Origin of the sequence: Methanofollis formosanus, assembly GCF_019633745.1 — an archaeon.
GTDB classification, from domain to species: Archaea; Halobacteriota; Methanomicrobia; order Methanomicrobiales; family Methanofollaceae; genus Methanofollis; species Methanofollis formosanus.
Map to the genome: position 1 here is coordinate 380230 of NZ_CP037968.1, position 24443 is coordinate 404672.

Annotated in this window: 21 protein-coding genes and 2 pseudogenes; 9 read left to right on the forward strand and 14 right to left on the reverse strand. The window is 51.0% G+C overall.

Translation table 11 applies throughout. The annotated features are described in order from the left end of the window. Window positions 1–10: 10 nt before the first annotated feature. The 5 genes from E2N92_RS01600 to E2N92_RS01620 all read left to right on the forward strand — a co-directional run bounded on the left by E2N92_RS01600 (window position 11) and on the right by E2N92_RS01620 (window position 10776). A complete protein-coding gene (locus E2N92_RS01600; RefSeq protein WP_220681960.1) occupies window positions 11–1603 on the forward strand; it encodes an Hsp70 family protein in 1593 nt (530 codons plus the stop codon). 46 nt (window positions 1604–1649) lie between these two features. Beyond that, window positions 1650–3824, forward strand: coding sequence for an Hsp70 family protein (locus tag E2N92_RS01605; RefSeq protein ID WP_220681961.1), 2175 nt, complete (start codon window positions 1650–1652; stop codon window positions 3822–3824). Between the two features lie 41 nt (window positions 3825–3865). Beyond that, on the forward strand, window positions 3866–6877 hold the full coding sequence (locus E2N92_RS01610; RefSeq protein WP_220681962.1) for a hypothetical protein: 3012 nt from the start codon (window positions 3866–3868) through the stop codon (window positions 6875–6877). Window positions 6878–6938: 61 nt separating this feature from the next. Beyond that, the gene (locus E2N92_RS01615) at window positions 6939–8084 is read left to right on the forward strand and encodes a TRAFAC clade GTPase domain-containing protein (protein WP_220681963.1); all 1146 of its coding nucleotides are present in this window, start codon (window positions 6939–6941) and stop codon (window positions 8082–8084) included. A 34-nt stretch (window positions 8085–8118) separates the two neighbouring features. Continuing rightward, window positions 8119–10776, forward strand: a complete 2658-nt coding sequence (locus E2N92_RS01620; RefSeq protein WP_220681964.1) for a GAP1-N2 domain-containing protein — start codon at window positions 8119–8121, stop codon at window positions 10774–10776. A 459-nt stretch (window positions 10777–11235) separates the two neighbouring features. Here the strand turns inward: E2N92_RS01620 and E2N92_RS01625 are convergent. Next, a pseudogene (locus E2N92_RS01625) lies at window positions 11236–12367 on the reverse strand (IS630 family transposase). 132 nt (window positions 12368–12499) lie between these two features. After that, the gene (locus E2N92_RS01630; protein ID WP_220681965.1) at window positions 12500–12892 is read right to left on the reverse strand and encodes a hypothetical protein; all 393 of its coding nucleotides are present in this window, start codon (window positions 12890–12892) and stop codon (window positions 12500–12502) included. Window positions 12893–13039: 147 nt separating this feature from the next. Between E2N92_RS01630 and E2N92_RS01635 the strand changes: the two are divergent. Next, window positions 13040–13917, forward strand: a pseudogene (locus E2N92_RS01635) (IS5 family transposase). Window positions 13918–14139: 222 nt separating this feature from the next. On the opposite strand, the gene E2N92_RS01640 reads toward E2N92_RS01635, so the two are convergent. Both E2N92_RS01640 and E2N92_RS01645 read right to left on the reverse strand, forming a co-directional pair. Beyond that, the gene (locus E2N92_RS01640; protein WP_220681966.1) at window positions 14140–14385 is read right to left on the reverse strand and encodes a hypothetical protein; all 246 of its coding nucleotides are present in this window, start codon (window positions 14383–14385) and stop codon (window positions 14140–14142) included. A 143-nt stretch (window positions 14386–14528) separates the two neighbouring features. Further along, the gene (locus E2N92_RS01645) at window positions 14529–15032 is read right to left on the reverse strand and encodes a hypothetical protein (RefSeq protein WP_220681967.1); all 504 of its coding nucleotides are present in this window, start codon (window positions 15030–15032) and stop codon (window positions 14529–14531) included. 119 nt (window positions 15033–15151) lie between these two features. On the opposite strand from E2N92_RS01645, the gene E2N92_RS01650 reads away from it, so the two are divergent. The 3 genes from E2N92_RS01650 (at window position 15152) to E2N92_RS01660 (ending at window position 16798) form a co-directional block, all read left to right on the forward strand. Beyond that, on the forward strand, window positions 15152–15397 hold the full coding sequence (locus E2N92_RS01650; protein WP_220681968.1) for a hypothetical protein: 246 nt from the start codon (window positions 15152–15154) through the stop codon (window positions 15395–15397). Window positions 15398–15464: 67 nt separating this feature from the next. Beyond that, window positions 15465–16451: an AAA family ATPase gene (locus E2N92_RS01655; protein ID WP_220681969.1), complete on the forward strand. Its 987-nt coding sequence runs from the start codon at window positions 15465–15467 to the stop codon at window positions 16449–16451. Window positions 16452–16618: 167 nt separating this feature from the next. Continuing rightward, on the forward strand, window positions 16619–16798 hold the full coding sequence (locus tag E2N92_RS01660) for a hypothetical protein (RefSeq protein ID WP_220681970.1): 180 nt from the start codon (window positions 16619–16621) through the stop codon (window positions 16796–16798). A 40-nt stretch (window positions 16799–16838) separates the two neighbouring features. Here the strand turns inward: E2N92_RS01660 and E2N92_RS01665 are convergent, their stop codons facing one another. From E2N92_RS01665 to E2N92_RS01710, 10 genes are all read right to left on the reverse strand, one after another. Further along, window positions 16839–17129, reverse strand: coding sequence for a hypothetical protein (locus tag E2N92_RS01665; protein WP_220681971.1), 291 nt, complete (start codon window positions 17127–17129; stop codon window positions 16839–16841). Then, window positions 17119–17469 carry a type I restriction-modification system subunit M N-terminal domain-containing protein gene (locus E2N92_RS01670; RefSeq protein WP_220681972.1) on the reverse strand — a complete coding sequence of 117 codons (351 nt, stop codon included), beginning with the start codon at window positions 17467–17469 and terminating at the stop codon, window positions 17119–17121. Before E2N92_RS01670 ends, E2N92_RS01665 begins: the two co-directional genes overlap by 11 nt. 198 nt (window positions 17470–17667) lie before the next feature. Next, on the reverse strand, window positions 17668–18180 hold the full coding sequence (locus E2N92_RS01675; RefSeq protein WP_220681973.1) for a PIN domain-containing protein: 513 nt from the start codon (window positions 18178–18180) through the stop codon (window positions 17668–17670). Beyond that, on the reverse strand, window positions 18181–19206 hold the full coding sequence (locus E2N92_RS01680) for a helix-turn-helix domain-containing protein (RefSeq protein ID WP_220681974.1): 1026 nt from the start codon (window positions 19204–19206) through the stop codon (window positions 18181–18183). Window positions 19207–19413: 207 nt separating this feature from the next. Further along, window positions 19414–19620, reverse strand: coding sequence for a hypothetical protein (locus E2N92_RS01685; protein WP_220681975.1), 207 nt, complete (start codon window positions 19618–19620; stop codon window positions 19414–19416). After that, window positions 19617–22445, reverse strand: coding sequence for a hypothetical protein (locus E2N92_RS01690; RefSeq protein WP_220681976.1), 2829 nt, complete (start codon window positions 22443–22445; stop codon window positions 19617–19619). Before E2N92_RS01690 ends, E2N92_RS01685 begins: the two co-directional genes overlap by 4 nt. Next, the gene (locus tag E2N92_RS01695; protein WP_220681977.1) at window positions 22442–22777 is read right to left on the reverse strand and encodes a hypothetical protein; all 336 of its coding nucleotides are present in this window, start codon (window positions 22775–22777) and stop codon (window positions 22442–22444) included. The genes E2N92_RS01690 and E2N92_RS01695 overlap by 4 nt, the downstream gene beginning before the upstream one ends. Continuing rightward, window positions 22774–23028, reverse strand: coding sequence for a hypothetical protein (locus tag E2N92_RS01700; RefSeq protein WP_220681978.1), 255 nt, complete (start codon window positions 23026–23028; stop codon window positions 22774–22776). The genes E2N92_RS01695 and E2N92_RS01700 overlap by 4 nt, the downstream gene beginning before the upstream one ends. Window positions 23029–23741: 713 nt before the next feature. Then, window positions 23742–24014 carry a type II toxin-antitoxin system RelE family toxin gene (locus E2N92_RS01705; protein ID WP_220681979.1) on the reverse strand — a complete coding sequence of 91 codons (273 nt, stop codon included), beginning with the start codon at window positions 24012–24014 and terminating at the stop codon, window positions 23742–23744. Continuing rightward, entirely contained in the window at window positions 23974–24255 is a 282-nt protein-coding gene (locus E2N92_RS01710) for a DUF7557 family protein (protein WP_220681980.1), read from the reverse strand. Before E2N92_RS01710 ends, E2N92_RS01705 begins: the two co-directional genes overlap by 41 nt. Window positions 24256–24443: the final 188 nt, after the last annotated feature.

Sequence of the window (24443 nt, forward strand, 5' to 3'; positions counted from 1 at the left end):
GGAGGTAAACATGTCTGAATTACTAAAGCTGTTTGGCATTGATCTTGGGACTACCTATTCCTGTATTGCATATGTCGATGAAACTGGAAGGCCTGTAATTGTGAACAATTCCGAAGGAACGCCTACAACCCCGTCGGTTGTGTACTTTGAATCTGCACAAAATATTGTCGTGGGCGAGGTCGCAAAGGATATCGCAGAGATCGAACCACAAAAGACGGTCCAATTCGTAAAACGGCAGATTGGTAAGATTCAGGAAGTATACAACCTCGAAGGAAGACCGATATCTCCTGAAGAGATCTCCTCATATATTCTCAAAAAGGTTGCCCAGAATGCAGAAATGGAACTGGGCTCACCGGTGACGGATGTGGTAATTACCTGTCCGGCATATTTTGGTGATGCGGAAAAGAATTCTACGATACAAGCCGGGATCCTTGCGGGTTTCAATGTCCTAGCAATCATCAATGAACCCACCGCGGCCGCTCTGTCCTATGGCGCAACATTAGGAGGAGCAGAAAAAGTGCTCCTGGTCTTGGACCTTGGTGGCGGGACATTTGATGTGACCGTTCTGAAGGTCGGAAAATCCATTGACACCATCTGCACCGGTGGGGATTATTACCTCGGTGGCAAGAATTGGGATGACAGTATCATACAATATCTCACAGATGAGTTTTCAAACCAGACTGGATGCACTGATGATATTACCGAGAATCTCGAAACGCTGCAATCGTTACGGGGATCCGCGGAAAAGGCTAAGATCCAGTTAAGCAGAAAAGAAACAACAACAGTAACCGTCCAGCATGATGGGACACGTGCAAGAGTTGAACTGAGCCGGGAGAAATTCAATGCCCTTACGGCTAACTTACTCAACCAGGTAATTTCCCTTACAGATGATGTAATCAAACAAGCGAAGGAAAAAGGGATCAGTAAATTCGATGAAGTCATCCTGGTAGGAGGGTCTTGCCGGATGCCCCAGGTTATGGAGGCTGTGAAAGAAAAATATGGCATGGAGCCCAAACTGCAGGATCCTGATGCGGCCGTTGCCAAAGGTGCTGCGTTATATGCGGTCATGAAGAAGAAGGTTGATCCTACTCCCCCGACGACAGGTGATGAACAGATGCAAAGCCTGCCCCCCATTCGGTACGGAAACGGCGATCAGTTACCCACAATCACTGATGTGACAAGTAAGACGTTTGGTGTTGAGGCACTCGATAAACAGAAAAAACCCATTATCTCAAACCTGATTATGCGAGACTCTTCCATTCCGATAGATGCGAGTCGAACTTATGGGACCGAAGATCCGAACCAGGCTTCTGCAAGCATTAAAATTTACGAACATTCAAGTTATGAAACCGAGATCGATCTCCCCAAAGACGCTGAAAGTCTCGTAATTGGTCAGACAGAACTTTCCCTTCCCCCGAACCTGCCCGAGGGTGCACCTATAAAAATCACCTTCAAACTCAATGAAAATGGGATTCTGGAAATTTTTGCACTGGATCTTACCGGAAATCGTTCAGTGACTGCAACGATAGAGCGGAAGAGCAGCCTTTCCAAGGCCCAGCTGGATGAGATCAAGGAGCGCAATAAAGGTATCAAGGTTATCTGATCCCTCTTCACTTTATCGAAATTTTCACCCATAAAGAGGTATATCTATGGGCTTGCGGGTTGGAATTGATCTGGGGACAACGTTCTCCGCCGTTGCGTATGTTGACGAAAGATCAGGTCGTCCCAGGATCATCAAAAACAGATATGACAACAATATTACACCATCGGTATTATGCTTCCATGATACCGGTGTCATCTGCGGCGAAGAAGCCAAGGATCTTCAGTCTGACGGTGATCCCGATGCAATTGCTTTTTTTAAACGACGGATGGGAGATCCGCACTTCCAGGTAACATATCATGGGAAAACCTATGATGCTGAAGCACTTTCAGCCATCCTTCTTGAACACCTCATTAAGGAAGCGGAGGACGTAATCTCCCAGAAGATCACGGATGCCGTTATAACTGTCCCGGCATATTTCAACAACAGCCAACGGAAAGCCACTATCCGCGCCGGGAAACGTGCAGGAGTAAATGTGATCTGTATTGTCAACGAACCCACGGCAGCTGTATTTGCGTATGGGCTGAACAAGCAGAACCATGATATGACAATCCTGGTCTATGATCTGGGGGGAGGAACGTTTGATGTCACCCTTGCAAAGGTATCCGCGGATGCGATCACCATCCTTGGAACAGACGGGGATCATGAACTTGGTGGTAAAAACTGGGACGATGCAATTGCACGATATCTTGCGAACTGCTTTCTCGAAGAATATAATATCGATATTTTCGAGGAACATGTCGATTATAATGAACTGATGGTCGCCATTGAAAAAGCAAAAAAGCGATTAAGTTCGGCAGAAAACACAATAATTTCACTCTCCTGTTCCGGAAAAACCAGTACGTATGAGATTTCCCGGGCCCAGTTTGCAAACATCACTTCACATCTCATGAACCAGACCCGAAGTCTGACCGAGGGATTACTTGAAGAAGCAAATCTTTCCCATAACGGGCCTCTGACCTGGAGCGGGATCGACGGGGTCCTCCTTATTGGCGGCTCTACACGTATGCCGATGGTTCCTGAGTATATCCGGAAGATGATGGGCAGGGAACCGTTAACCGGTGTTAATGTTGATGAAGCCGTTGCCTTGGGAGCAGCCATTCGGGCAAACATCGATCTGGACGGGAAGTCCCTTATGTCTCTTCCTTCAGGTACATCCATGAGATGTACCTCCGGTCCAACATCGTACGGCCTTCCCGGGGCAAAGGCCATACGGGATGTAATTTCCCATAGTCTTGGAATAATCGCCGCAAATGAAGATAACACAAAATTTGTTAACCGGATTATTTTAAAGAAGAATAATCCGATTCCTGGTACTCAGACGCGACCGTTCTCCATCAGTACAAAAAAAAGTGGGACGCACGAGGTTGAGGTTTTCATGCTTCAGGGTGAGAGTGAATGCCCCATGGACTGCTCGATTTTAGGAAAATATGTTTTTTCTGGCATTGAATACACAGGAAAATCAAAGTCTGTTCTGGATATATCCTATCATTATACCCAGAATGGAACGGTGGAGGTATCTGCAGTTCAACGTGAGACCGGAAAGCCCCTTGCTCTTCGGATCGAAGAAATTCCCGCCGACATGTCATGGGTTAATCAGTCCCCGAAGGAATTAGCGCTTGCACAGAGAAAAAGTGAGATGACTACCGTCTTCTTTGCCATTGATCTGTCCGGAAGCATGTCCGGTCAGCCTCTGGCTGAAGCCAAAAAAGCTGCCCATAATTTTGTTAAGGAGATGGATCTTTCCTGTACGGATATTGGATTAATTGTGTTTGCAGACTCTGTCCGGGTTATCCTGGAGCCAACCCATGATATCAAAGCAATAACACGTGGCATCGATTCATGGAGAATGTCCATGGTAGGGTATGGTAATTCTGCGGAGCCATTTACACAGTGTCTCGGTACGCAGACCCGTTCAACTATGAAAAACCTGCTGCTGCTGAGATCTGCGGATGAACACCCGGTCTTCGTCATTGTCCTGACAGATGGTGTCTGGCAATGCCAGAGGCATGCTATCGTACAGGCAAATAACTGTCATAAGGCAGGAATTCAGGTAATCGCTATCGGTTTTGGAAGTGCGGATAAAGAATTTCTCAGAAAGATATCATCGACTGATGAAAGTGCATTATTCACAAATCTGAACGATCTCTCTTCGTCATTATCAAAGATAGCACAAGCGATTACAGAACATGAACCTGGTAACAATGTACAATTGCTGAATTGAAGAACGGACTGAAAGTAATTGATCCTCCCTCTGGTGTGAAAATGAAAGATAATTACTTCAAATTGCTGGGATTAACCTTCGATCCACCGGAAACTGATACAGCAGTGATTAATGCAGCAATCGAAAAAAAACGGGCAGAATGGAACCAGTTGACCTTAAGCAGTCCGAATCCCCAGAAATATTCTCTGCTCATCAGCAAACTCGATGAAATCAAGAAAGTAATGCTCGATCCGAATTCCCGGTTGAATCATCTCAACGAAATTAACAAGATCGAATTCGCTGAACTGGATTCCCTTCTGGCCCAGCTTTCAGTAAAAGGATATATTGAACAAAAAGAGATTGATGGATTATCCAAAAAATTCGGATTTAACAAAAAAACCATTGAAAAGCGAATCACTGTTAAGATTACTGAGAATCAGGCCTCAACAAGCCGAGATTCAAAACAGGAACCCAATCCGGTCATTATCCGGCAGGTAGAGGATAATCTGAAAAATTACAACCAGTTCCATTGTGCAAATCCCCCGATCAATACCTTATATGAATTCATAGTGTTCATCACCAATAAACCCGAACTGAAGGGAGCATCAGCCGACGAATTACGGAAAAATGCGGTAGCAAAGACCCAGGAATACCAGCGGCTGGGGATAGCATCCGATGAAAATATTATTATCAAGAACTTGTGTGCCCAATGCGTGGTCCTGTTTACCAATGAAACTGAGAAGAAAAAATATGATAATTATCTGGAGGGGCAGAAACTGAAAGGGATCTATGCCCAGATAGATGACCTCGGAAAAATCAGTGATAACAATCTTACGAATGGGAACACTGTTTTTAGTATCATCAAAAAATTAACAGAGGTAGTTAATTCCAGTGAAGAAGCAAGAAGCGTATTTGTTGACTATTGTATAAAGAAAAGATACACTTTTGCCCTTCCAACTGATGACCTCGTACAAAAAATCCATCAGTGTTTTTTTTGTGGTGTAGCATATATCCCGGATCAAACGGCGATAATATGCACAAAATGTGGTAATCCGCTCGTGATCAGCTGCCCGAAATGCGGGACAGTTAACGATCACAGTAACAATAATTGTAAAAAGTGTGCCTTTGAAATTTCAAAGATGCGGCTCGTAGGCGGGTTATGTGATGCTGCTGAGAGAGCATTAGAGCAGATGGATTTTGATAATGCCAACCTGAAATTAAAAAAGGCAGATGAATATTGGCCGGGAAATGATCGGACAAAGAAAATCATTGAAAACCTTGCAGTCCTGCGTAAAAGATGTGAAGATAAAGTAAAGGGTTTAAAAGAAAAAATTCGTGAAAAGCAATATCATAGTGCAAAAGCAGAGCTTAAAACAATCCAACAAACGGTTCCTGGTTATTCAGATACTTCAATCGAGAATGAAATTAATGAACATATAAAAACCGCTGAAGAGTGGATTCGAAAGGCCCGTAGTACAAACGATGAGGGAGAAATTATCGATTTTTGTTCAAAAGCCTTTGAAGAGTGCAAAGATCATCCTGAAATCAACCTCGTTCTCAAACAGTATCCTGTGGCTCCCCCGACAGCGCTAACCTCTGTATCGGATACACGTGAGTGTACTAATACACTCTCCTGGAAAGCGAGCGTTTCTGCAGGAAATGTTATTTACCACATTGTTCGCAAACAGGACACCCTTCCTCTCTCACCCACTGACGGGGATTTAATTCAGGACGAGCGTTCATGCCATTTCCTTGATAAAAAAACTGAGCCGGGAATACGGTATTTTTATTCGGTTTTCTCATTCAGGGCGGGGATATACTCATCACCTGTATCGACAAGTACCGCAGTGGTCAATTTTGCTGATGTTTCCAATGTGAGCATATCGCCAGAAAGCAGGAAAATCACCGTAACCTGGAAGGTTCCGAATAATTCTCAGAGTATAGGTATCTGGAGAAAGCAAAACGCCCCCCCCGCTATGGCCAGAGACGGGACCCCCATAGGATGTATATCAAAGAGCAGTTTCTCTGACACTTCAGTTGAAAATGATGTAACCTACGGTTACATTGTCTGTGTGAAGTATTCGGATGGGAAAAACGAGGTCTGGTCGCCGGGATACCGATTCTCTGCAACGCCAACGCAACCTCCAGATCCGGTTGAAATAAAAAATATTACGAAAATCGATGGTGATACGTATGAAGCAACCTGGGCTCCTGTTTCCCCTGGACAGGTCAGTTTCTATTTATCAAAAACCGCGGAATCCCGGGCGGGATCCGTCATTTCAGATGAGGAACTTACCCTGCATTACACACACATTCCTTTCCTGTCACATACCCCCACTTCCGCCAGGTTCAGGTTGGTTGATTTCATTAATTATATCGTCCCAGTGATCAGGACACCGAATAGTTCGGTCGTTGGAGTATCTCTGCGGGTATCGAAAGTGGGATGTGTCAGGAATCTTACCGGGAAGATCTATAATAACAGGATATTGATTGAATTCGAATGGCCGGAAAAAATTACCAAAGTCTGTTGTTTATATCGCAATGATACGTATCCCGTTGATGTAAATGATCCGGCAGCTGTTAAGATTCCCACCACCAAAGAGCAATATGGGCGAGAAAATGCAATAAAATTCAGATATGTAGAAGGCAAGAGATTCTTCATCAGCATTTTCTCAGTATATGTTCAGAATAATGAAGAAGTCTATTCTGATGCGATAAAGTATACCCTGAAAGGCTCAAAAAAGTCCCTCGTCAAATATGATATCGCACTGTCCAAAGGTTTCTTTTCAAAAAAATATTCTTGTTCGATTACAGCAGAATGCGATCAGCCAGCCTGGGAATTGCCTGTGATGGTATTAGTCGGGAGAGATCGGGTAGCTCCCTTGCAAAAAGAGCAGGGAACCATGCTCGCTACGATTCCGGCAGGTAAATTATCGGATAAAAACAAAATCTATGATTTCACCTTTGAAGACGGGGCACGGGATATGAGGCTGAAGTTATTTTTTGAAAAGAATGAGGATTACAACGATTTTTCTCTGATTGCAAAAAATCCGGAGAAACACCGTACCAATTAAGTTCAGGAGGAGTACCTAAATGGCGACGTATATATGTCCATATTGTTTCTCAAAAAACAAGATGACCGATGTCCTTTTCCGGTGTGGGAATACCAACTGTCCAGCTGAACAGGACAAAAAAATTGCATTGTATGAGACCGGTAATGAGAATTCTGCCCGATTGCTTGGCAAGGTTATTGCCCCTTCGTCAAAAGGATTTTTCAGTATGCCGACAGATGCAGTCTGTCCGGGATGTCATGAGAAATCCTATAAGAGAATCTGTCCCCAATGCCATAACGAATTACCCCGGGAGATCGATCAGCACAAAGGAATTATCATCTCAGTTATTGGAGCAAAAAATACCGGAAAATCACATTTTATTGCAGTACTAATCGATCAGATGAGAAGATACGTTTCAAGTTCATTTAATGCATCCTTTTCCCCGATCAATACCGATCATGAGAAGCGGTATAAAAATGACTTTTACACTCCGCTGTTTGCCTCTCACCGTCTCCTGAACTCAACCGTATCTGGTAGTACTGCTCAACGACCACTGATTTATGCAATGACAATCAGCGACAAATCGCTATTTAAAAGGAATAACACAATTGTTTATATTACATTTTTCGATACAGCAGGTGAGGACCTTAGTGATGAGGATACCATGTCCACTGTTAACAAGTATATCGGTCAATCATCAGGAATTATTTTTCTCCTCGACCCGATGCAGATCCAGGATGTGCGCGATAAAACCGATCCTGCTGTTGTGAATGCATCTTCCGGGACAGATATCAAAGACCTGGCAGATCCTGCAGATATCCTTCGCAGGGTATGTAACCTGATCAGGGATGCCAATAACCTTGGTGATTCAGAAATGATTCCCATTCCAATCGCAGCAACCTTTACGAAAATTGATGCCCTCAAACCCTTATTACCGCCGGGGTGCATTGTCCTTGAAGATAGTCCTCATAAATCATTGCATGCATTTGATCAGACAGACTCTGACAATATCCACGCAGAAATCGAATCAATGCTAAGTGACTGGAGCGGGTGGGACTTCCCCCAACAACTGTCTATAAATTTTAAAAAGCACGCTTATTTCGGATTATCTGCTCTGGGTAAAACTCCAAATGGTCAGAGTATCGATGTGATACGGCCACACCGGATTGAAGACCCGATGTTATGGCTGTTATCATACCATAACGTTATCCCGAGAAATAAAAAATGAACACAATCCTCATCACATTGCTGAAGGAAACCGTATGATAAACCAAATTATTTACACCTCCTGTAAGACCGGTATACATGACAGGAATGCCGGCTTTCAGGTCCTGTCATATTCAGCGAAGCTCGATTTGACAGACATGGGGGAACTGGAAAGTCTTTTGTCCGGCTATCGTGCACCCATCGACCGGCCCAACAACCCGACACCTCAAGAGATTAAAACCCTTTTCCCCCAAGCATTCCTGTTTACCACATTGTCTTCGGGGAAATACTGCATCGGCCTCTCCACCTATCTTGGTCATGATTATATGGGAGAATCCGGAAGAAGCGGGAACTTCATGAGTCATTTTCTTGTTATTGATAAATCCGAATTCAACCAATATCCCTGCTCTCTCTACTCAAGCCCGACATTCCGGGAGCGGTTAGAATTTGATGAGGTAAACCAGCCTAAAAAACCCGATTTTTTACCTGAAATACCAAATCTTCAACCCGGCGAGATTCTTGATATTAATTCAATTATGGAATTTATCGGAAATGACCGTGAAGAGATCTATCTTGCGATGATCGCCGCGGTCCTTGAATACAACAATCCGGAAAATACCTCGAAGAAGAAGATCCTTATCCTCGATGAGGGGGCGAATATTGCGAAATGGATTGCTGCGATACACTTTGCATTTCCTGTCCGGAATCTTGATACGATACCGTTTTGCACTTATACATATTCCCCCGGAAGTACGAATTTCCTTATTAATGGAGTGCTTCCAACCGGGACATCCTTTATTCCGGACTCTGCTGACAATATCCGGTATTTCCATGTTTTTGACTGCCTGAATCATGTATGGCCGGAACTACCAACAGATGAAGGCTTTTTCAAATTACTGGGTTTATCACTAACACTATCATATAAAAATCTTGAGCATTTTCAGGAATTCTTATCCGATTACCAATACACGAAAGCCGATAAAGAACTGCATGATGCATTCTATCTTTATGAGATCGTGAATTCGCAAGAACGTGAGATGAAAAAAGAAAAGATCTCTGGCGCTGTTAATTTTGATTCAAAGTATGGCACGGGAAAGACAAGAATCGGTCTGTTTAATGGATTGTTATCAGCGAGGAATGTAATCATTCATGAGTATGATCTTGCATCAAAACAAGAATTATGTAAATTATTAATTCGCACCGCTATAGAAAGTGATGATAATACTACATACTCCTCACAGGCATATACATTCTTCATTGACATGCTGCTCTCGACACTGGATACCGCCGGGTCAGATGAAATCTATCGTACGATATGGTCTGTTTACAATGATATTCTCGCGTTTGATAAAACATTAAATGGCAGTCTCATTAATCACCTCACCTCCCTCGACAGGATTGATGATTTGATCTCTAAACTTACAGGTTCGAAAAAAGTATTTCCAAATGCATTTTTCCTCAGCTGGGCCCTCATTGGGATTGATGAAAAACACGCCACGATGGATGATCTGAAAAAAACAGACGGGTATTCCCGATTGATAGACCGTATCTTTGAGAATGTTGGTCAGATGTCTTCAGATTCTGCATCTCATTGTATGACAATTACAATAACTACCTTGAAAAACCGACAGATATTTCTATCGATTATCAGCCGTATTATGTCATACTTCTCCGAGAACAATGAATTGAAAATCTACACCTGGAGAATGTATACCGACGTTATGCAAAATGCAGATAATGTTGGATATGATCGGGCGTATGATTATTTCCTCTCACATAAGCAGACCGATCTGATGTATCTTCTGTATCAATACCAATATGATCGATCCTTGGTTAAAAAGGAGGTATTTTTACACCATGTATACCGATATGTCAATGGGAATACCGACTACTCCTGGCAATATTCAGGTAAAATCTTCTCAAGAAGGATAGATTCTATCAATTCAACTTCTAAGCAGCCCGAAAAAATCCATGAACTCAAAGAAACTGTTGATCTCATTTATACGATGATAGCAGATGCCAATCTCAAGCGAGATTTGGTTTTACATGTTTGTTCAATATTACCCATAAGTAAACCGGATAGAGACTCCTTAACTTTCATCAACACACTCTACAATGGAAATAATGATCTTAATCAGAGTGATGTTTCCCCCAAATTTTACTTAATTGATGTTGGGAGGGTAATTGAGAGGGAAAGGGAATCCGGGGAATTGGCCCAGAGGTTTAAAGAGCGATTAGGGTTATTATCGGTGCCTCACATCGGAGATATCTCCAAAGAAGACAAAATGGATTTTCTCAACTGGATTTTGCCAAATCTGGTATGGTATATGCGAAGTAAAGAGGATTATCGGGATCTTTTCCGAATCGTTGGTGACTTTATTCAGGATAATGTTGCATTTGAAACAAAATTTCTTGAAGAGTTGGATCATGTCGTCACTCATGGCTTCGACAATCAACCCATTTCCTCGTTTATAGAATACTGTGCCGACAGCAACAGAGATTTTCATTCCCCCTTTGGACAGTATATCATAGACACCCTGTATAGTTTATCCGACAGTAAGCGTGATATGCTATTCAAGGAGATGCACCGAGTAGAGCAAAATAATGATCAATTAAAAAAATATTTAAAATTGATATCTGATACTATCAGGGAACGTGAAGAAAGTACTTTACTCGGACGGTTTAAGAAAATCCTGAAAAAATCGGCTCTGTAGAATCGGGCATGAACGTGGGGCTCAAGCATACGCGATGAAAAACCCGAAGTATGATCCGGTTTTTTTGGTGGTTTATGGGGAGAGCAAGCTGTAAGGAATTTGGGATCTGAATCGATAGGTCGAATAGGGAGAGCCAGTTGCCCGGCCCTCCCCTTCTAAGAACCGTACGTGAATCTTTCGATTCATACGGCTCAAGCACTTCATAACCCCAGTTTGGGGCGGCTAACCGCGAAGAAAGTGAGTTCCTTCGATAGTCGCCTTTGCAATCCGGATCTGCAGTCTATTCACAGTTGCTCTGATGATGCTCCAGTCAATGGCGTTCCATTGACGGGCAAGAACTCTGTCTGTACCGTTCTCGCACAGTGGCGTCGTTGAATCATGTACATTCATAGATATGCTGATAGTGTAACGAATCTTCTGTAAAAATTGATCAGGCCCTGCCTCCAACCTAGTGTCCAGTCATCCCTCAAATGTCGGATAAAGTCTCAATAACTTTATTCGAGCATCATCTTTTGTAAACCTCCACTTAACTCGCGCTATTTTGTTATTCCTGTATTCTTCCCATGCTTTTACCTCGCTTCGGACATGATTAATATCCTCGATTCTTCGGTTTAGACATTGTCCATAGAGTACGCGCAATTCAATCTCCGCCATATTTAACCAACTTCCATGTTTCGGTGTATAAACAAATTCAAACCGATCCCAAAGTTCTTTTGCTACTTCAGGGGAATATGTCTCATAAAATGATCCCGGTGCGTGTGTGTTCAGGTTATCCATCACCAGGGTGATTTGATCCGCATCCCTATATTCATCGGCAATCTCCTAGAGAAATCGCGCCCAATCTTGTTTTGTCCTCCGTTTGGTGATCTTTACCATCCGTTTCCCGGCAAGGGGTTCACACGCAAGGAAGATATTACACGTACCACAACGACGATATTCAAAATCATATTTGGCTGATTTCCCAGGCGAACAGGGAATGGGTTTTCTTGTTTCGCCGATGAGTTGCTTTGGGGATTCGTCCATGCAGACGATAGGATGTCGTGGATCCCAGGGACGTTTATATACATCCAGAACCTGTTCCATGTGGGCAACAAAGGTACTATTTTGTCCCGGAGGTATTATCCAACCCTCATTTCTCCAGGGTTTCAGTTCGTTTTTTTAAAACCTGACGAACAGATTCGTGTGAAATAGCATCGATGTACTCAAGTTCAACTGCTTTGTCAGCCAATAAGCGCAGAGTCCAACGAGCATGGCCTTCGGGGGGTTCATTGCAACTTAATGCAATCAACTTTGCCTCGAAATCACCGTCGATTTTTGTATCATAGGTTCGATCAGGTTTTCTCTTTGTCAGCGCGTCATCAAGATCGCCAAAGACAAAACGCTTCTTCACCCGATCGATCTTCCGCGTGCTGATATTGAGGACACGCGAAAGTTCTTCGTTTGTAGAACGATGTGGCTGATATTCGCCTTCATCGCAACCAAGGAGAATCAGAGCGTTCAAAACTTGTTGAGATGAATGCTGCCCTTTAGAGGAAATTGATGAAAGATGCTCACGTTCATCACGGCTAAGGGTCACGATATATCTTGCCACGGTAAAAATATTCTATTGTTCATTGCATATTATAATTGCGACCTTTCGTCATTGACTTGACACTAGGGTATACCCTCCCTCCTTCCAAGGATGAAGAGAGAGGATCGATAATTCGATCCTGTGATCCTCGCCCTATGGGTTCGTGAAAAATTTACCTGAATTCAGACCATAGCCCGACGAAGAGTTCGAGCTGAGAGCCATCTCAATCCGGCTGGCTGCGAAGAGAAGCAAATACGCCCGCACATAGTTCTGAATGATTTCTGGGACAAATGTGCCTTGAAGCGCTAGAGGCACACAGACAGGCACTATTGATGCTGTCAAGCCAACGGTACCCATGAGAAGGATTGCCTGGGCCGGGTTCTGCTTATAAGTTTCTAAAATTTGTTTGATCGACTCTCCCACAACTGTCATGGGTTCAGCGGTCTTAATCCAGTTAAGCAGTTTTCTATAGAGCACTGCTGTCTGTCCCTTGGCAGAACGTAGAGCAGAAATGAGCCAATTTTTGAGATCTCTCCAATTATTCATCATTTTAACCTCCTTTGCGAATCTCCTTGAGAAGTGCCGTTACGTGACCCAAAGATCGAATATGCCAGAGGCCCTGTCCTTCCCGCGTGCCAAAGAACGAACAATGGAGCCCCCCGTATACCCATACACGTGACTGGAGTATATATAATGAGCGTCTGGTTCGCCGGGGTGAATTTTACCTCTCACTTGACTTCATCGACCGGTGGGATGCTCTTCTTTCCCTGATGAACGCCGGTAAGTTTGGTTGTCCGTTTCGCTATCCCGAACCCTTCATCATGTGGATGGGTTTGATTCATGTCTTTCTCCAGATGCCCTATCGCCAGATGGAGGGTATTACCTGGAAACTTTCGGTCTTTATTCCCTTGTTTGTTTCAGCCGATTATACAATCCTTTTCTGCTGGATCAAACGTCTTGATCTCTCCCTTCCGGTCGATCCGACGATCCTCTCACGCAATGTCATCATCGCTGTCGATAGCACCGGGATCAAAGTCACCAATCACGGGGAGCGGATGCGGGAGAAGTGGAGGGTCCGGCGCGGATGGATCAAGGTCCATGTCATGATCGGCGTCAAGACGAATCAGATCCTTGGCCTGGAGGTCCCCGATGAATCAGTTCAGGATGATACACCGTGTATTCCTCTCCTCGATCAGGTCCAGCAGCACTGTGGCGGTGAGCATTCCATCCACCAGATCCTTGCAGACGGGGCCTATGACCGAAACGAGATCTTCAATACTCTCGAAAAACGGCAAATCCGCTTGGGCATCGAGACGCTGGCCGATACAGCGACCAGATCCACGGGATCGCCCTATCGTGCCGAATGCGTACGGGAGCGAGTACGATTTGGGGGATATCAAGAATGGGCAGAAGAGAATGGCTATGGGATGAGATGGAAGGTTGAAAGCGTGCTTTCCAGTGCAAAAAGAATATTCGGGGAGTCTGTGAGGGTTAATTCAAAGGAGGGTATGATAATGGGGGTGAAGATGAAAATGAACTGCTACAATATGCTGGTTACGATGGTGGAATGAGCGAGACAGCAGAGAAAATGGGGGAGGGGGAACACAGGATGGAGTTATGCAACACAGCACTTCCAACTCTTTGCACTTCTCTCTCCAATCACGAACCGCACGATCCCCTCCCACCATTGAGCACAGATATGTGCAGATCACAGAACCGATCACATAAATCCAGACATATGTGAACGATATGTGCAGATCACAAAATCGATCACAAAACACCGGGGATCGCCCTCACCCATGGTACCGATACCGACTGCCCTTCCCCACACCCTCACGGACAACTGCCGGGTCTTCGCGCTGCAACTCTTTCATCAACCGCACCACCTGATACCGGTCCAGACGGGTAAACTGCCGGATCTCCGCGTTCGACAACCCCGCTTCACCGCGCTCGGCCCGCTGCCTGAGCACGCTCAAGCACCGCGTCTTCGCCGCCTCCCAGTCGATCCGTCGGTCGCGGTCAGGGTGGCCCGCCGCCATCAGCCGGTGGTGAAGGTCGGGACGAAGAACCCAGTACGTGCCCCGCCCGGTCCTCCAAAAAAATCTCAAAATAGTAGTATCCAAAGCCCAGATCGGCCAGACCCCGGAAGAGGGGAGACCCCCTCCTCCCTTTGTTCCCCCGTTCACGCGAGGGCCGCAACCCCATCAGCCCAGGTCTCGATGCCGTCCCGAATCGCATCGTCCTCGTAGGACGAGATCCGCACCGAAGTGCGGGTGAAGGCGACGAAGTAGACCTCGCCGCCGGCGTCGTGGCACCGCAGGCGGCAGGTGTACGACTCGCGGCCCGAGTCGGCGACGGCCGTGCCGCCCATGGCGGTTTCGAGGTCGGCGTTGCCGAGGAGTTCGGCCTTTGCGGCATCGAACCCGGCCTTGTTCGGCGCACGGGCGGAAGCGTTGCCGAGCACGTCGCCGAACGCGTCCTCGTAGACGATCCGGGCCGTGTAGTTCTCGGTGGCCTTCTCGACGGCGTCGTGGGAGACGCCGGCTCCCTCCCATGGGGTGCACCCCCACGGGTTGTTCGTCAGGATGTCCTCGATGATGCCGTTGAACGCGGCAGCATCGGCGATCGGTGCGGTGAGTTTGCGCACCGACGTCTTGTTCGTGGTGGACAGGACAAAGTCTGCCATATGCTCTCTCCTGCCTGGAAACTCCCGGGAATGTTCGCAGGCTACAGAATAGTATTCCTATAAGCAATATTAATCTGGCTTTATCGCAAAAACTACTATAAAGACTTTGGGTGATGTGGATGGCCGCCGAGCGTGACCTGCGGGAGAAGATCGTCGAGACGAACCGTGACGTGAAGTGGATCTGCCGGACGCTGGAGCGGATGGAAGAACGCGACGCCGAGATGGAAGGGCGCCTCCGCGTGCTTGAGAACTGGCAGAGCGAGCGGGCCGGCGAGGAGGTCAGGGAGCGGCGGGCCGCCGTCGGGGCCGGGGGAGTGGTGGGGGGGATCGTCGCGGTGGTGGTGAAGGTGATGGGGTGGGGGTGACCGCCCCTTTTCACTTTCACCCCGTGCCCGGCCCGCCCCTATATACCCTGCCGCCCACCCCTCCCGCATGACACCATGGTATCTCATGGCCGACCAGGCGCTCTTCCGCGACCCCTCCCTTTTCGAGACCCGCCACCTCCCCGAGGTCTTCAACTACCGCGACGCCCAACTCGAAGAACTCGCCTTCGCCTTCAGACCGACCCTCCACGGCGCCCGCCCGCTCAACGCCCTCCTCCAGGGGCCGCCGGGCACCGGCAAGACCACCACCGTCCGCCGGATCTTCGCCGAAGTGGAGGAGACGACGAACCAGGTCGTGCCGGTCCTCGTCTCCTGCCAGACCGAGAAGACGCTCTTCGCCGTACTCAGACACATCTTCCACGTCCTCTTCGGCTACTCCCCGCCGACCTCCGGGGTCTCGAACGAACGGTTGCTCTCCGGGATCGCCCAGGCCCTCATCGAGCGGGAAGCCGTGCTCGTCGTCTGCCTGGACGACGCCAACTGGCTCCTGCCAAACGGCATGCTCGACATCGTCCTCGGCCCCCTGCTCAGGATGCACGAGGTCTGGCCGGCGGTCCGCACCGGGGTGTTTCTCACCCTCTCCTCGCCTGAGACCGACCTCTCCCGCGCCCTCGACCCGGCCACCCGGTCGGTGCTCCAGGCGTCGGAGGTCTTCTTCCCGCCCTACACCGCCGACGAGGTGCGGGGCATCCTCGCCGACCGCGTGCGGGCCGGGCTGTACCCCGGCGTGATGCCGCCCGCCGTCCTCGACCTCGTCGTCGAGCGGGTGATGCGTCGGCCTGGACCTCATCGAGCGGTCGACGTTGAACGCCGAGAAGGCGGGCCGGACGAGCGTGACGGCCGAGGACGTGCGCACGGCCTTTGCCGTCTCCAGGCACCTCCATATCTCCACGGCGGTGCAGTCGCTCTCAGCACCGGAGCGGACGGTGCTCGAGGCGATCGTGGCCGAGGCCCGGGCGGGCGGGCCGGTGGTCTCGGGGCGGGTGTACGACCGCGTCTGCCGGGAGAAGGAGATGTGTTACACGGCGTTTCATGATCGGTTGAAGCGGTTGGAGGCGCTGCGGTTGGTGGGGCTGTATGTGCGGCAGCGGAAGGGGCGGACGCGGGAGATCCTGGTGCGGGAGGGGGTTCCAATGTGGTTTCGGCAGATTCATCGGGGGAGTCGTCGCACGCTCTGTATTGTCATCGCGGCGTTGCTGAGAGATGAAGAACGTCGATATGAGACTGGAGGGGGAGACATTGGTGATCACCGTCGACCTCGCGAAGGAGTTTGGAGCGTCGAAGTCGGGCAAATCGATCACGATCGCCTCGACCGAGGGGAACGTCTCGGTGCCTGAGCATGAGGAGATCAAGATCGGGTTGAATGTGTATCGGAAAAAGTGAGGGGGCAGGCAGGGGTTTAAACTCAGGACGTCTCTCTCCTTCAATAATACCGCCTGATATATTCATACGCCCGGTCGAAGAGATCCTGGTCGTTCTGCAACTGGTATTTTCTGAGCGCCCCCCGGAGAGCCCTCTTCACATCTCGCTCGCCCGGGTTGCTCTGCTGCCAACTCTCGAACCTGACCGCCCGCACCACCGCGTCGATATCATTGACAATTCTCTCGATGATCACCGGCGTCGTGTTGGTCCGTGCCTCCTCAAAGAGTTCGGTCAGAGCAGCCTTCGCCTGCTGTTGTTCCTCAACGGCTTCAACTTCTCGCTCAGCCTTCACCACATCGCGTGCGAGTTGAATAACACTGCACATCCCCGAAGATCTGGCTGAGCGACTTCTCGTTTGCGTGCTCGAGACACTGCATTGCGTCCTGGATCGCCTTCCCGATATCCTCGCTCTGTCCCCTGATAGTGTTCCAGTGGCAGCCTGTGGGGATTACGAACCTGAAGTTCTCCCGGTATTCTGCCTCATCGATATTTCCACCGGCTTCTGCAAGAGCGATCGCGTAATCTTCGTTGTAAAAAACATCGCAGATCCGCTTCAGGAAGAGGAGGGGGAAGATGTAGGTCTTGAAATCGGCCGCATCGATCGGGCCGCGGAGAATATTTTGCGGCCTCAAAGAGCCATGATTCCAGTTCTAAAAGTGAAATCGTGTTCTGTTCGTCTGGATACATCGATTGTATTCACCTGTATCTGTCAAGATGTCGATCAGGACCGGGAAAACAATACGATATGAATCGGTGAAAATTGCGAGAATTATGAATAACAGAGATGGTAAAGTGATGAAAATCGTGTTCTGCAGTTGTTCGGGTACCTACTACCTCCTCTCTTTCCACTCCCGAATTCTGCGCTCACACTCCTCTCCAGGCAATCGGCTTCCTTTTTCCTGCATCATCTCGATCGCCTCTGCCGCTCTGCGCGGTAACAGGATCCTCCTTGCGACAAGGTTATCCAGAATCCAGAGGGTGCCGTGGAACGTGACTCCTTCCTGCCGGGCGGCTTTTCGTAAAGGGCCGTCCCCAGACAGGAGGAATGCGCCGGTGTGCTGCGCAAGGACCATCACTGAAATATCTTCCATAGAAAGTGCGGGATATCTCTCCCTGAGTTCAACCATTTCGAGGATCTGTTCACCGGAAAGATCCTGGATCTTGAGTCCAAGATTGTGCAGATCCATGAATGGGATTGTTTTGACCTCATGAACTGCAATGTCGGTGGTCAAAATTATACACTCAAGACGGAAGAGATCGGGCAGGTACTCTCCGGCGACCGCGTCAAAGAGCACATTCGTGTCGATGACACAGGCCGGCGGAAGATCCTGCGTGTGTTGCACCTACTCGACCTCCGTTGCGATCTCAGGCAGGTTCCCGCCGAAGAGTTCACGGGCCCGGGACAGGGTAATCTTTTTCTCGTTCATGGCTCGCAAGATGAGAAGGTGCATGTACGTGGGCATTTCATGTTTTACTTGCTTTGCAGGTTCTTCTTTACCTACCATAACCCGGTTCAACCGGATATACAATCCTTTCTCAGATCCTTTAGTGATGATCCCGAGATCCCGGGCACGGTGGATCCAGGCTTTCATGCTCATCCCGTACTTGTGTTTGAGCAGGTAGAGTTCCCGCAGATCGATTACACGACGTTTTTTTCCCAGTTCCTTCCATACCATCTCACGGGGCACAAGAAATGCGCCGGCGAAACGGTGCGCCGCATCCTCCTCATCGAGGGAGGGCTCAACCTGAAGGATCAGATGTCCCAGTTCATGGGCACAGTTGTAGCGCTGGCGATCCCCGGTCATGGACTTGTTGATCGCAATCACCGGCGTCTTTTCATCGTGATAAAACGTCAGGGCATCAAACGAATCGGGCGCTTCAAAGATTCCAACTTTGATGCCATGCTGCTCCAGCACGTCCATCACATTCTCAATGGGGTCCAGGCCAAGGTCCCATTCATCGCGGACCTTCTGGGCAATCGCTTCCACATCTTCGAGGGTGGATACCCGACACTCTTCGCGTGACGGCAGAACAAGACTGGCCGTGATGCCGGAGATCATCTCGACCTCAAGGTAGCGTTCGAGCCAGTCGGTTACCTTCCCGTGAATAATATTTTCCTCTTTTTTCTTGAGCGATTTCCGGCACCGGTAATGGGGTTCGGACAAATTTGCCGCAACTTTCCGGAAGAAGAAATCAATATTCACGTTCAGAGCTTCGCTCAGCAGGATGAGCACTCTTGAATTTGGAATCACCTCCCCTTTTTCATACTTTGAAATCGCCGGCGCAGTTACACCTATCGCAGCGCCGAGATCCCGCTGGCTCATTCCAGCACCTTTTCGGGCCACCTTAATTCGCTCGGCAATGCTCATACGACTCACACATCCATTCCATCGGTGGTTTCAGTAAAAGTTTACAAAACGTACATGAAACAACATTTTGTAAACTATGGTATAGAGGAAACAATAATATTTGAACATTGCGATATTTCCTTTTTGCCTTATTTCAATCGGCATCGGGATTTTCTGGTGATTTAGAGGGCTGGGATACATTTTTACGACGTTCTCCCTTGTTTTGCCTTATCGTCTCCTTCCCTCCCCCGCATTCACCATCCCCACCCCCGCCGTCACCGCATAAAACGCAAACATCACCGTCACGTACACATTCCCACACACCCACACGCCAAACCCCGCCGTCCGCGCCCTCGCACTCCGACACGCGACCAACACCGCGCCCGCCATCCCGAGCACCACCGCCAGCGCGAGGGGAGGATCAAAAGGGATCATGAGATCCCCTTCCCCATGTTCCACTCCCGCACCAGCCGGGCATAACACCCCTCGCAGAGCACCACCCGCCCATCACCAGACCGGTGCACCGCCTTCCCCTCGGCACACACATCGCACCGGCCCAGGTCGGTGCTCACCCGCGTGAACTCCCGGTGGTCCAGGACGCCGGGGAGGGGGATCGCTCCCGACCGTTCTTTCAGCACAGACCCTTTCTTTTCGGCAGTTTTCAGCAGCTTTCGGAAGGTGCCGACATTCAACGGGCTGCATAACTCCGGGAGATCGCGTTTTGCTCCCTCCCCCGGCAAGATCATAAGATCACTTTCAACATTCCGGGGATCGCACCCACCCCCACACCCGGACACAGAAGATCCAGGGGGAGTGGGTGGGTGTGGGTTTTGCTGTAATTTAGTACTGAGAGAGAGACGCGTCTCTCTATCTGTACTAATACTGTCAGATCGAACGTCGTCCTGCATCGATTGATCCTCGCGGCACCTGCTGAAATTCTGCTGAAAACCTGCTGGAATGCTGAAAGTGTCCTGGGGTCCGGGACCGGGATCATCGTCCCGGTCATGGCCCTCATCGTCGCCGCCGCCGGCGATCCAGACCGCTGCTCCACGGGCCCACCGCCGATAGCCCCCGCGGTCGAAGAGGAAGAGGTGTTCCCGCCGCCGCACCACACATCCGTCCTGGTCTTCGGTGACGGTGGTATCCAGGTAACTGATCGCCGGACACTTCTCCAGGAGTCCGGAGTAGGTCGAACCGCGGCTCGCGTAACCGTGGAGGATCCGATACGTCTGCTGGTACGACAACCCCAGCGCCTCCTGCAACATCCGGACCGTAAACTGGTCCCAGCCCATCGTGGCGACGGTCTCCAGGGCGGCCGCCTCGTTCTTTGTCACCTTCGTCTCCTGTCCGCCGGCCTCGCCGTTGATCGCCACGTAGATCCTCGCCGCCGTCTCGAAGTCCTCGCGGTTGGCCCGGATGCCGCCCTCGTAGCGCTCGCGCTGGAACCGGTGCAGCAGGGCGGAGGCCTTGATGAGGTCGAAGAGCATGCCCGGGTTGCGGCGGTTGGCCGTGGCCGAGAACTGCACCTGTTCGGCGTACGGGATGGAGACGTGAAGGCGCTCCTCCTTGAGCACCTCCCACATCGCCCGGCAGACCGGGAGCCCCGGGTCCTCGGCGTCGCCCTCCGCCGCCTCGCGGGCCTCGGCATGTTTCATATGCTCGAGCACCCGCTCGTCCTGCTCGAGCGAGTCGTCGATCCAGACGGTGAGCATCCGGTTCATCACCTGGTCGTCGCCCGGGTCTTCCACCCGCGCCAGCCACCAGACGCAGCGCTCGGGGAGGCGGCAGACCTGGATCTTGCGGTCCGGGGAGACGGTGTGGTGCTCGATGTGGTCCCTGAAGTTCGCCGTCGCGGCCTTGAGGACCTCCTGGAGATCGTCGGATAACGAGACGTCGTCGAAGAGGAAGACCGTGCCCGGCCGCAGGTCGTCGTGGTAGTAGAGCGCTTTGTTGCTCACCGTGCCCGCGAGACGGTACGCCGCCGGGACCTGCTTGAGCATCGTGGTGCAGGCATGGCTCTTGCCCTTGCCTGAGTTGCCCGAGACCGAGACGTGCAGCCCGCTCGTGTTCTCCACCGACTGTGACGCAAGGGACATCACCAGGCACTCGGCGACGATGCGGTCGCCGACGTGCTCGCGGGCGAAGGTGTCGAGGAGGAAGGCGAGCGGATCGCCGTGCTCTAAAATCTCCATCGCCTCTTCGCGGTAGGCCGGGTCGGGTGCCGGCGGGACGGGTGGGGGTGGGGGCACCTCCTCCCGTTTTTTCCGGCTGCGTTTCTCCCTGGGTTCGTAGCGGTCCCGCAACTCAGGCCACCGCTGCGTCCCGCCGCCGCAACTCGCATGGTGGCACCCGGCATAGATGGCGCCGGAGGGGAACTGGACGGCGAAGGCGCCGTCGTGGTGCGCCCCGCTGAACGGGCAGTCCTCCAGGACGTAGAGCGTGCCGCCCTGCCAGGGCCGGGTGTTTCGCACGGCAAGACCGTGCTCGCGGAGCCACGCACCAAGGTCGATACCCGCCTTCCCCTTCCGGGGAGGTACCGGGGCCTCGATGGGGAGGCGGCCGGCGATCTCTCTGAGCAGTCCGGCGCCGACGACCTCGGGGTGGTCGGGGGCCAGGAGGATCTTCGCACGCCGGTGTGGGCGGTCGGGGGTGTGGTCGCCTTTGCGCGAGCATGTCCCGTAGAGTTTCCAGATGCGGGCGGCGTTGAAGTTCGCCGTGTCGACCGTCACCAGATCGTCCGAAAACAACGCGTCGAGGGTGACGAGCACCCGCTTCACCAGGGCGGTCGCCGCCTCGTCGTTGGGGAGATCGATCGCATAGAGCAGGTGGGCGCCGTTGCCTGAGTCGGCCATGATCGGATCAGAAAAGCCCTGCTCCGCGAGCCAGCGGGCGATCGTCTCGGCCCGCTGCAGCGCCGCCGCGTGCTCCGCCTCCGTCGACGACACCCCGCTCGGCCGCACCGGGTCGAGGTCGATGGGCAGCCACCGGCGCCTGAGGATGTCGGCGTCGCTCGTCGTCGGGTCAGAACGCGTCAACCGCATCTTCACGCGGTTTGCCCGCCTCGCCAGGAGCGCCGGGTCGACGACGTTGAGCGTGACGTACGTCCCCTTCACCTCCAGGTCGGCGTCGAGCGCTTCGGCGGCGTTTGCCAACTTCGCAAAATCGTCGAAGTACCCGGAGTGTGCGAAACGGTCGGCGAGCGCCCTGACTTCCACCACGCCGCCTTCGGGAAAAAGGGTGACGAGGGCCGCGGGGATCATGGGCATCCCTCCGGGATCATCGGGAAGAGCGGGGCCGATGCCGCTTCGCCTCTCACCACCCGCTGCACGCTCACCAGCGGCACGATGAAGTGCCCGGAGACCGTGAAGACCTTCACCGACCTTTCGAAGACGTTCATCGCCGCATGGCCCACGATCGCCGTCCGCCCGGTGACCGTCCCGTCGGCGGCCGTCTCCCTCTCCTCCATCGTCACCGGTACCACGCGGCCGCCGGCAAGCAACGTCCTGAGATCGTCGGCGGCGATCCGGAAATGCCCGCGGCCCACGAAGATGTGCGCCGTCCCGTCAGGGCCGGAACAGAGCGTGCCGTTCATGACTTCTCCTCCCGGATCACCAGCGTCACCTCGTAGAAGTGCCTCCTGCTCCGCCAGGCGTGCAGTTCGGAGAGCGCCCCGCCGATACGGTTCACCGCCGCCGTCACCACCGGCGGCACCAGGTAGAGCGGCACCGGACCGACAGATTTTATCTCTTCCCGCGACGACGGGAATGTGGCAGACCTCCGTGAACTCGTGTTGGAGCATGGTTCGATATGGGGGCTGCCATTTATCGGGCCGTCGCCTGACATTTCTGCACCTCGTCGTGGGGGGTTTTTAATCTGGCTTTTCCGTCTTCGATCCACTTATCCCGGACCAGCTTCGCGAGCGGGCCGGGGATGTGGTCGAGGGTTTCCTGAGAGATTTCTCTCATTGTCTGTATACCTCCTGTGCGGGCCGCATTGTGTAATGAACAGGTCGGGGGGACCGGCGGCACCGCACTGAGGAGAGGGTGGACGGGCGAGTATAAAAAGAAGAGGTGATTGCTCCGAAAGTCGGAAAGTCGGATGTATAGGACACGGTTAAGTATCACCTGGCGCGAGTGGTACACTCCGTGGTGACCTTATAAATAGTGGGGGAGGATCACCCCGCCCGGTCCGGGTCGGCCCGCAGTTGTTTGAGGAGGAGGTCGTACTCCGGGGGACCTTTTGCGATGGTGATGCACTCGTCCATGCGACCCCATTTTACCAGGGCCACATAGGCACCTTTTCTCGGGGCGACGATATCTTCTGAGAAGGAGAGGACGCTCGTTTCTCCTGTACGAACTCGGTGAAGATACGCCGTCTTTCCGATGCGTCGCCGACCAGACTGAATTATCTCATCTCGGTTCAGACACCGATCGGGCGGCGTTCATGATCGATCTTCTCCGATCAGAGCACGTCCTTTCTCCGTGGCCCGGTGCCGACTAAGAAAAGATAGAAGATTATTTTATTCAGGGTTCTTTTTCAGTTGAATGAAGGAGGTGTCAATATTTCCGATACACCTTACTCCGATGCCCCACTTCGATCGCGTGGATGACCATCACTTCATCCACGATGGTGAGAATGGCGCGGTATTCGCCGGCCCTGAGAGAGTAAAAAGGAGGGTTCTGTCCTCCCTGTATCTTCTTCACATGCCTTTTCGGGTCTGTCTCCCCGGCGAGCGACATCAACTCTTCATCGATCGCGAGGGCGTCGTCCTTCGGGATACGCTTGATGTTACGGCGGGCCGTCGCGGAGAAGAAGACGCGATAGTTCATCGTCTTTCAGCTCCGCCATGACCTGCTCAAGGGTATAGAGCCGGCCCGCTTTGATATCTTCGAGAGATTCTTCGATGGCTTTGATGGTGGCGTCGCTGAGGGGTTCGTCATCGACTGCCATCTCCACGAGCCGCTCGATCACGTCGGTGTAGGATTCCCCGGGGTGGATCTTCAGAGAGTCCAGGCGGTGCTTGAGGGGGACCCTGATCTTGATGGTGGTGGTGTCGGCGGCAGTGGGCATACCTGAGTATACGGAGGTATACGTGATGGAGGTTAGGATCGTTTTTCGTGATCCTTCTCTTTTTTCACGCTACGGAGAGGCATGACGCCTCTCGATCACCGTCCTGAAGAACTGTTCTCTCTGTCCGCCTCTCCCCGGAGGTTGCGGTCTTTGTTGAAGATGAAATACTCATTGTACACAGATTAGTA

Coding starts and splice junctions, on each gene's coding strand:
- E2N92_RS01680 (WP_220681974.1), bottom strand. CDS start 19,206: ATGAGCATTGCCGAGCGAATTAAGGTGGCCCGAAAAGGTGCTGGAATG.
- E2N92_RS01600 (WP_220681960.1), top strand. CDS start 11: ATGTCTGAATTACTAAAGCTGTTTGGCATTGATCTTGGGACTACCTAT.
- E2N92_RS01620 (WP_220681964.1), top strand. CDS start 8,119: ATGATAAACCAAATTATTTACACCTCCTGTAAGACCGGTATACATGAC.
- E2N92_RS01650 (WP_220681968.1), top strand. CDS start 15,152: ATGGCCGCCGAGCGTGACCTGCGGGAGAAGATCGTCGAGACGAACCGT.
- E2N92_RS01655 (WP_220681969.1), top strand. CDS start 15,465: ATGACACCATGGTATCTCATGGCCGACCAGGCGCTCTTCCGCGACCCC.
- E2N92_RS01610 (WP_220681962.1), top strand. CDS start 3,866: ATGAAAGATAATTACTTCAAATTGCTGGGATTAACCTTCGATCCACCG.
- E2N92_RS01695 (WP_220681977.1), bottom strand. CDS start 22,777: ATGAACGGCACGCTCTGTTCCGGCCCTGACGGGACGGCGCACATCTTC.
- E2N92_RS01645 (WP_220681967.1), bottom strand. CDS start 15,032: ATGGCAGACTTTGTCCTGTCCACCACGAACAAGACGTCGGTGCGCAAA.
- E2N92_RS01700 (WP_220681978.1), bottom strand. CDS start 23,028: ATGTCAGGCGACGGCCCGATAAATGGCAGCCCCCATATCGAACCATGC.
- E2N92_RS01685 (WP_220681975.1), bottom strand. CDS start 19,620: ATGATCCCTTTTGATCCTCCCCTCGCGCTGGCGGTGGTGCTCGGGATG.
- E2N92_RS01640 (WP_220681966.1), bottom strand. CDS start 14,385: ATGGCGGCGGGCCACCCTGACCGCGACCGACGGATCGACTGGGAGGCG.
- E2N92_RS01710 (WP_220681980.1), bottom strand. CDS start 24,255: ATGCCCACTGCCGCCGACACCACCACCATCAAGATCAGGGTCCCCCTC.
- E2N92_RS01690 (WP_220681976.1), bottom strand. CDS start 22,445: ATGATCCCCGCGGCCCTCGTCACCCTTTTTCCCGAAGGCGGCGTGGTG.
- E2N92_RS01615 (WP_220681963.1), top strand. CDS start 6,939: ATGACCGATGTCCTTTTCCGGTGTGGGAATACCAACTGTCCAGCTGAA.
- E2N92_RS01630 (WP_220681965.1), bottom strand. CDS start 12,892: ATGAATAATTGGAGAGATCTCAAAAATTGGCTCATTTCTGCTCTACGT.
- E2N92_RS01705 (WP_220681979.1), bottom strand. CDS start 24,014: ATGAACTATCGCGTCTTCTTCTCCGCGACGGCCCGCCGTAACATCAAG.
- E2N92_RS01605 (WP_220681961.1), top strand. CDS start 1,650: ATGGGCTTGCGGGTTGGAATTGATCTGGGGACAACGTTCTCCGCCGTT.
- E2N92_RS01660 (WP_220681970.1), top strand. CDS start 16,619: ATGAAGAACGTCGATATGAGACTGGAGGGGGAGACATTGGTGATCACC.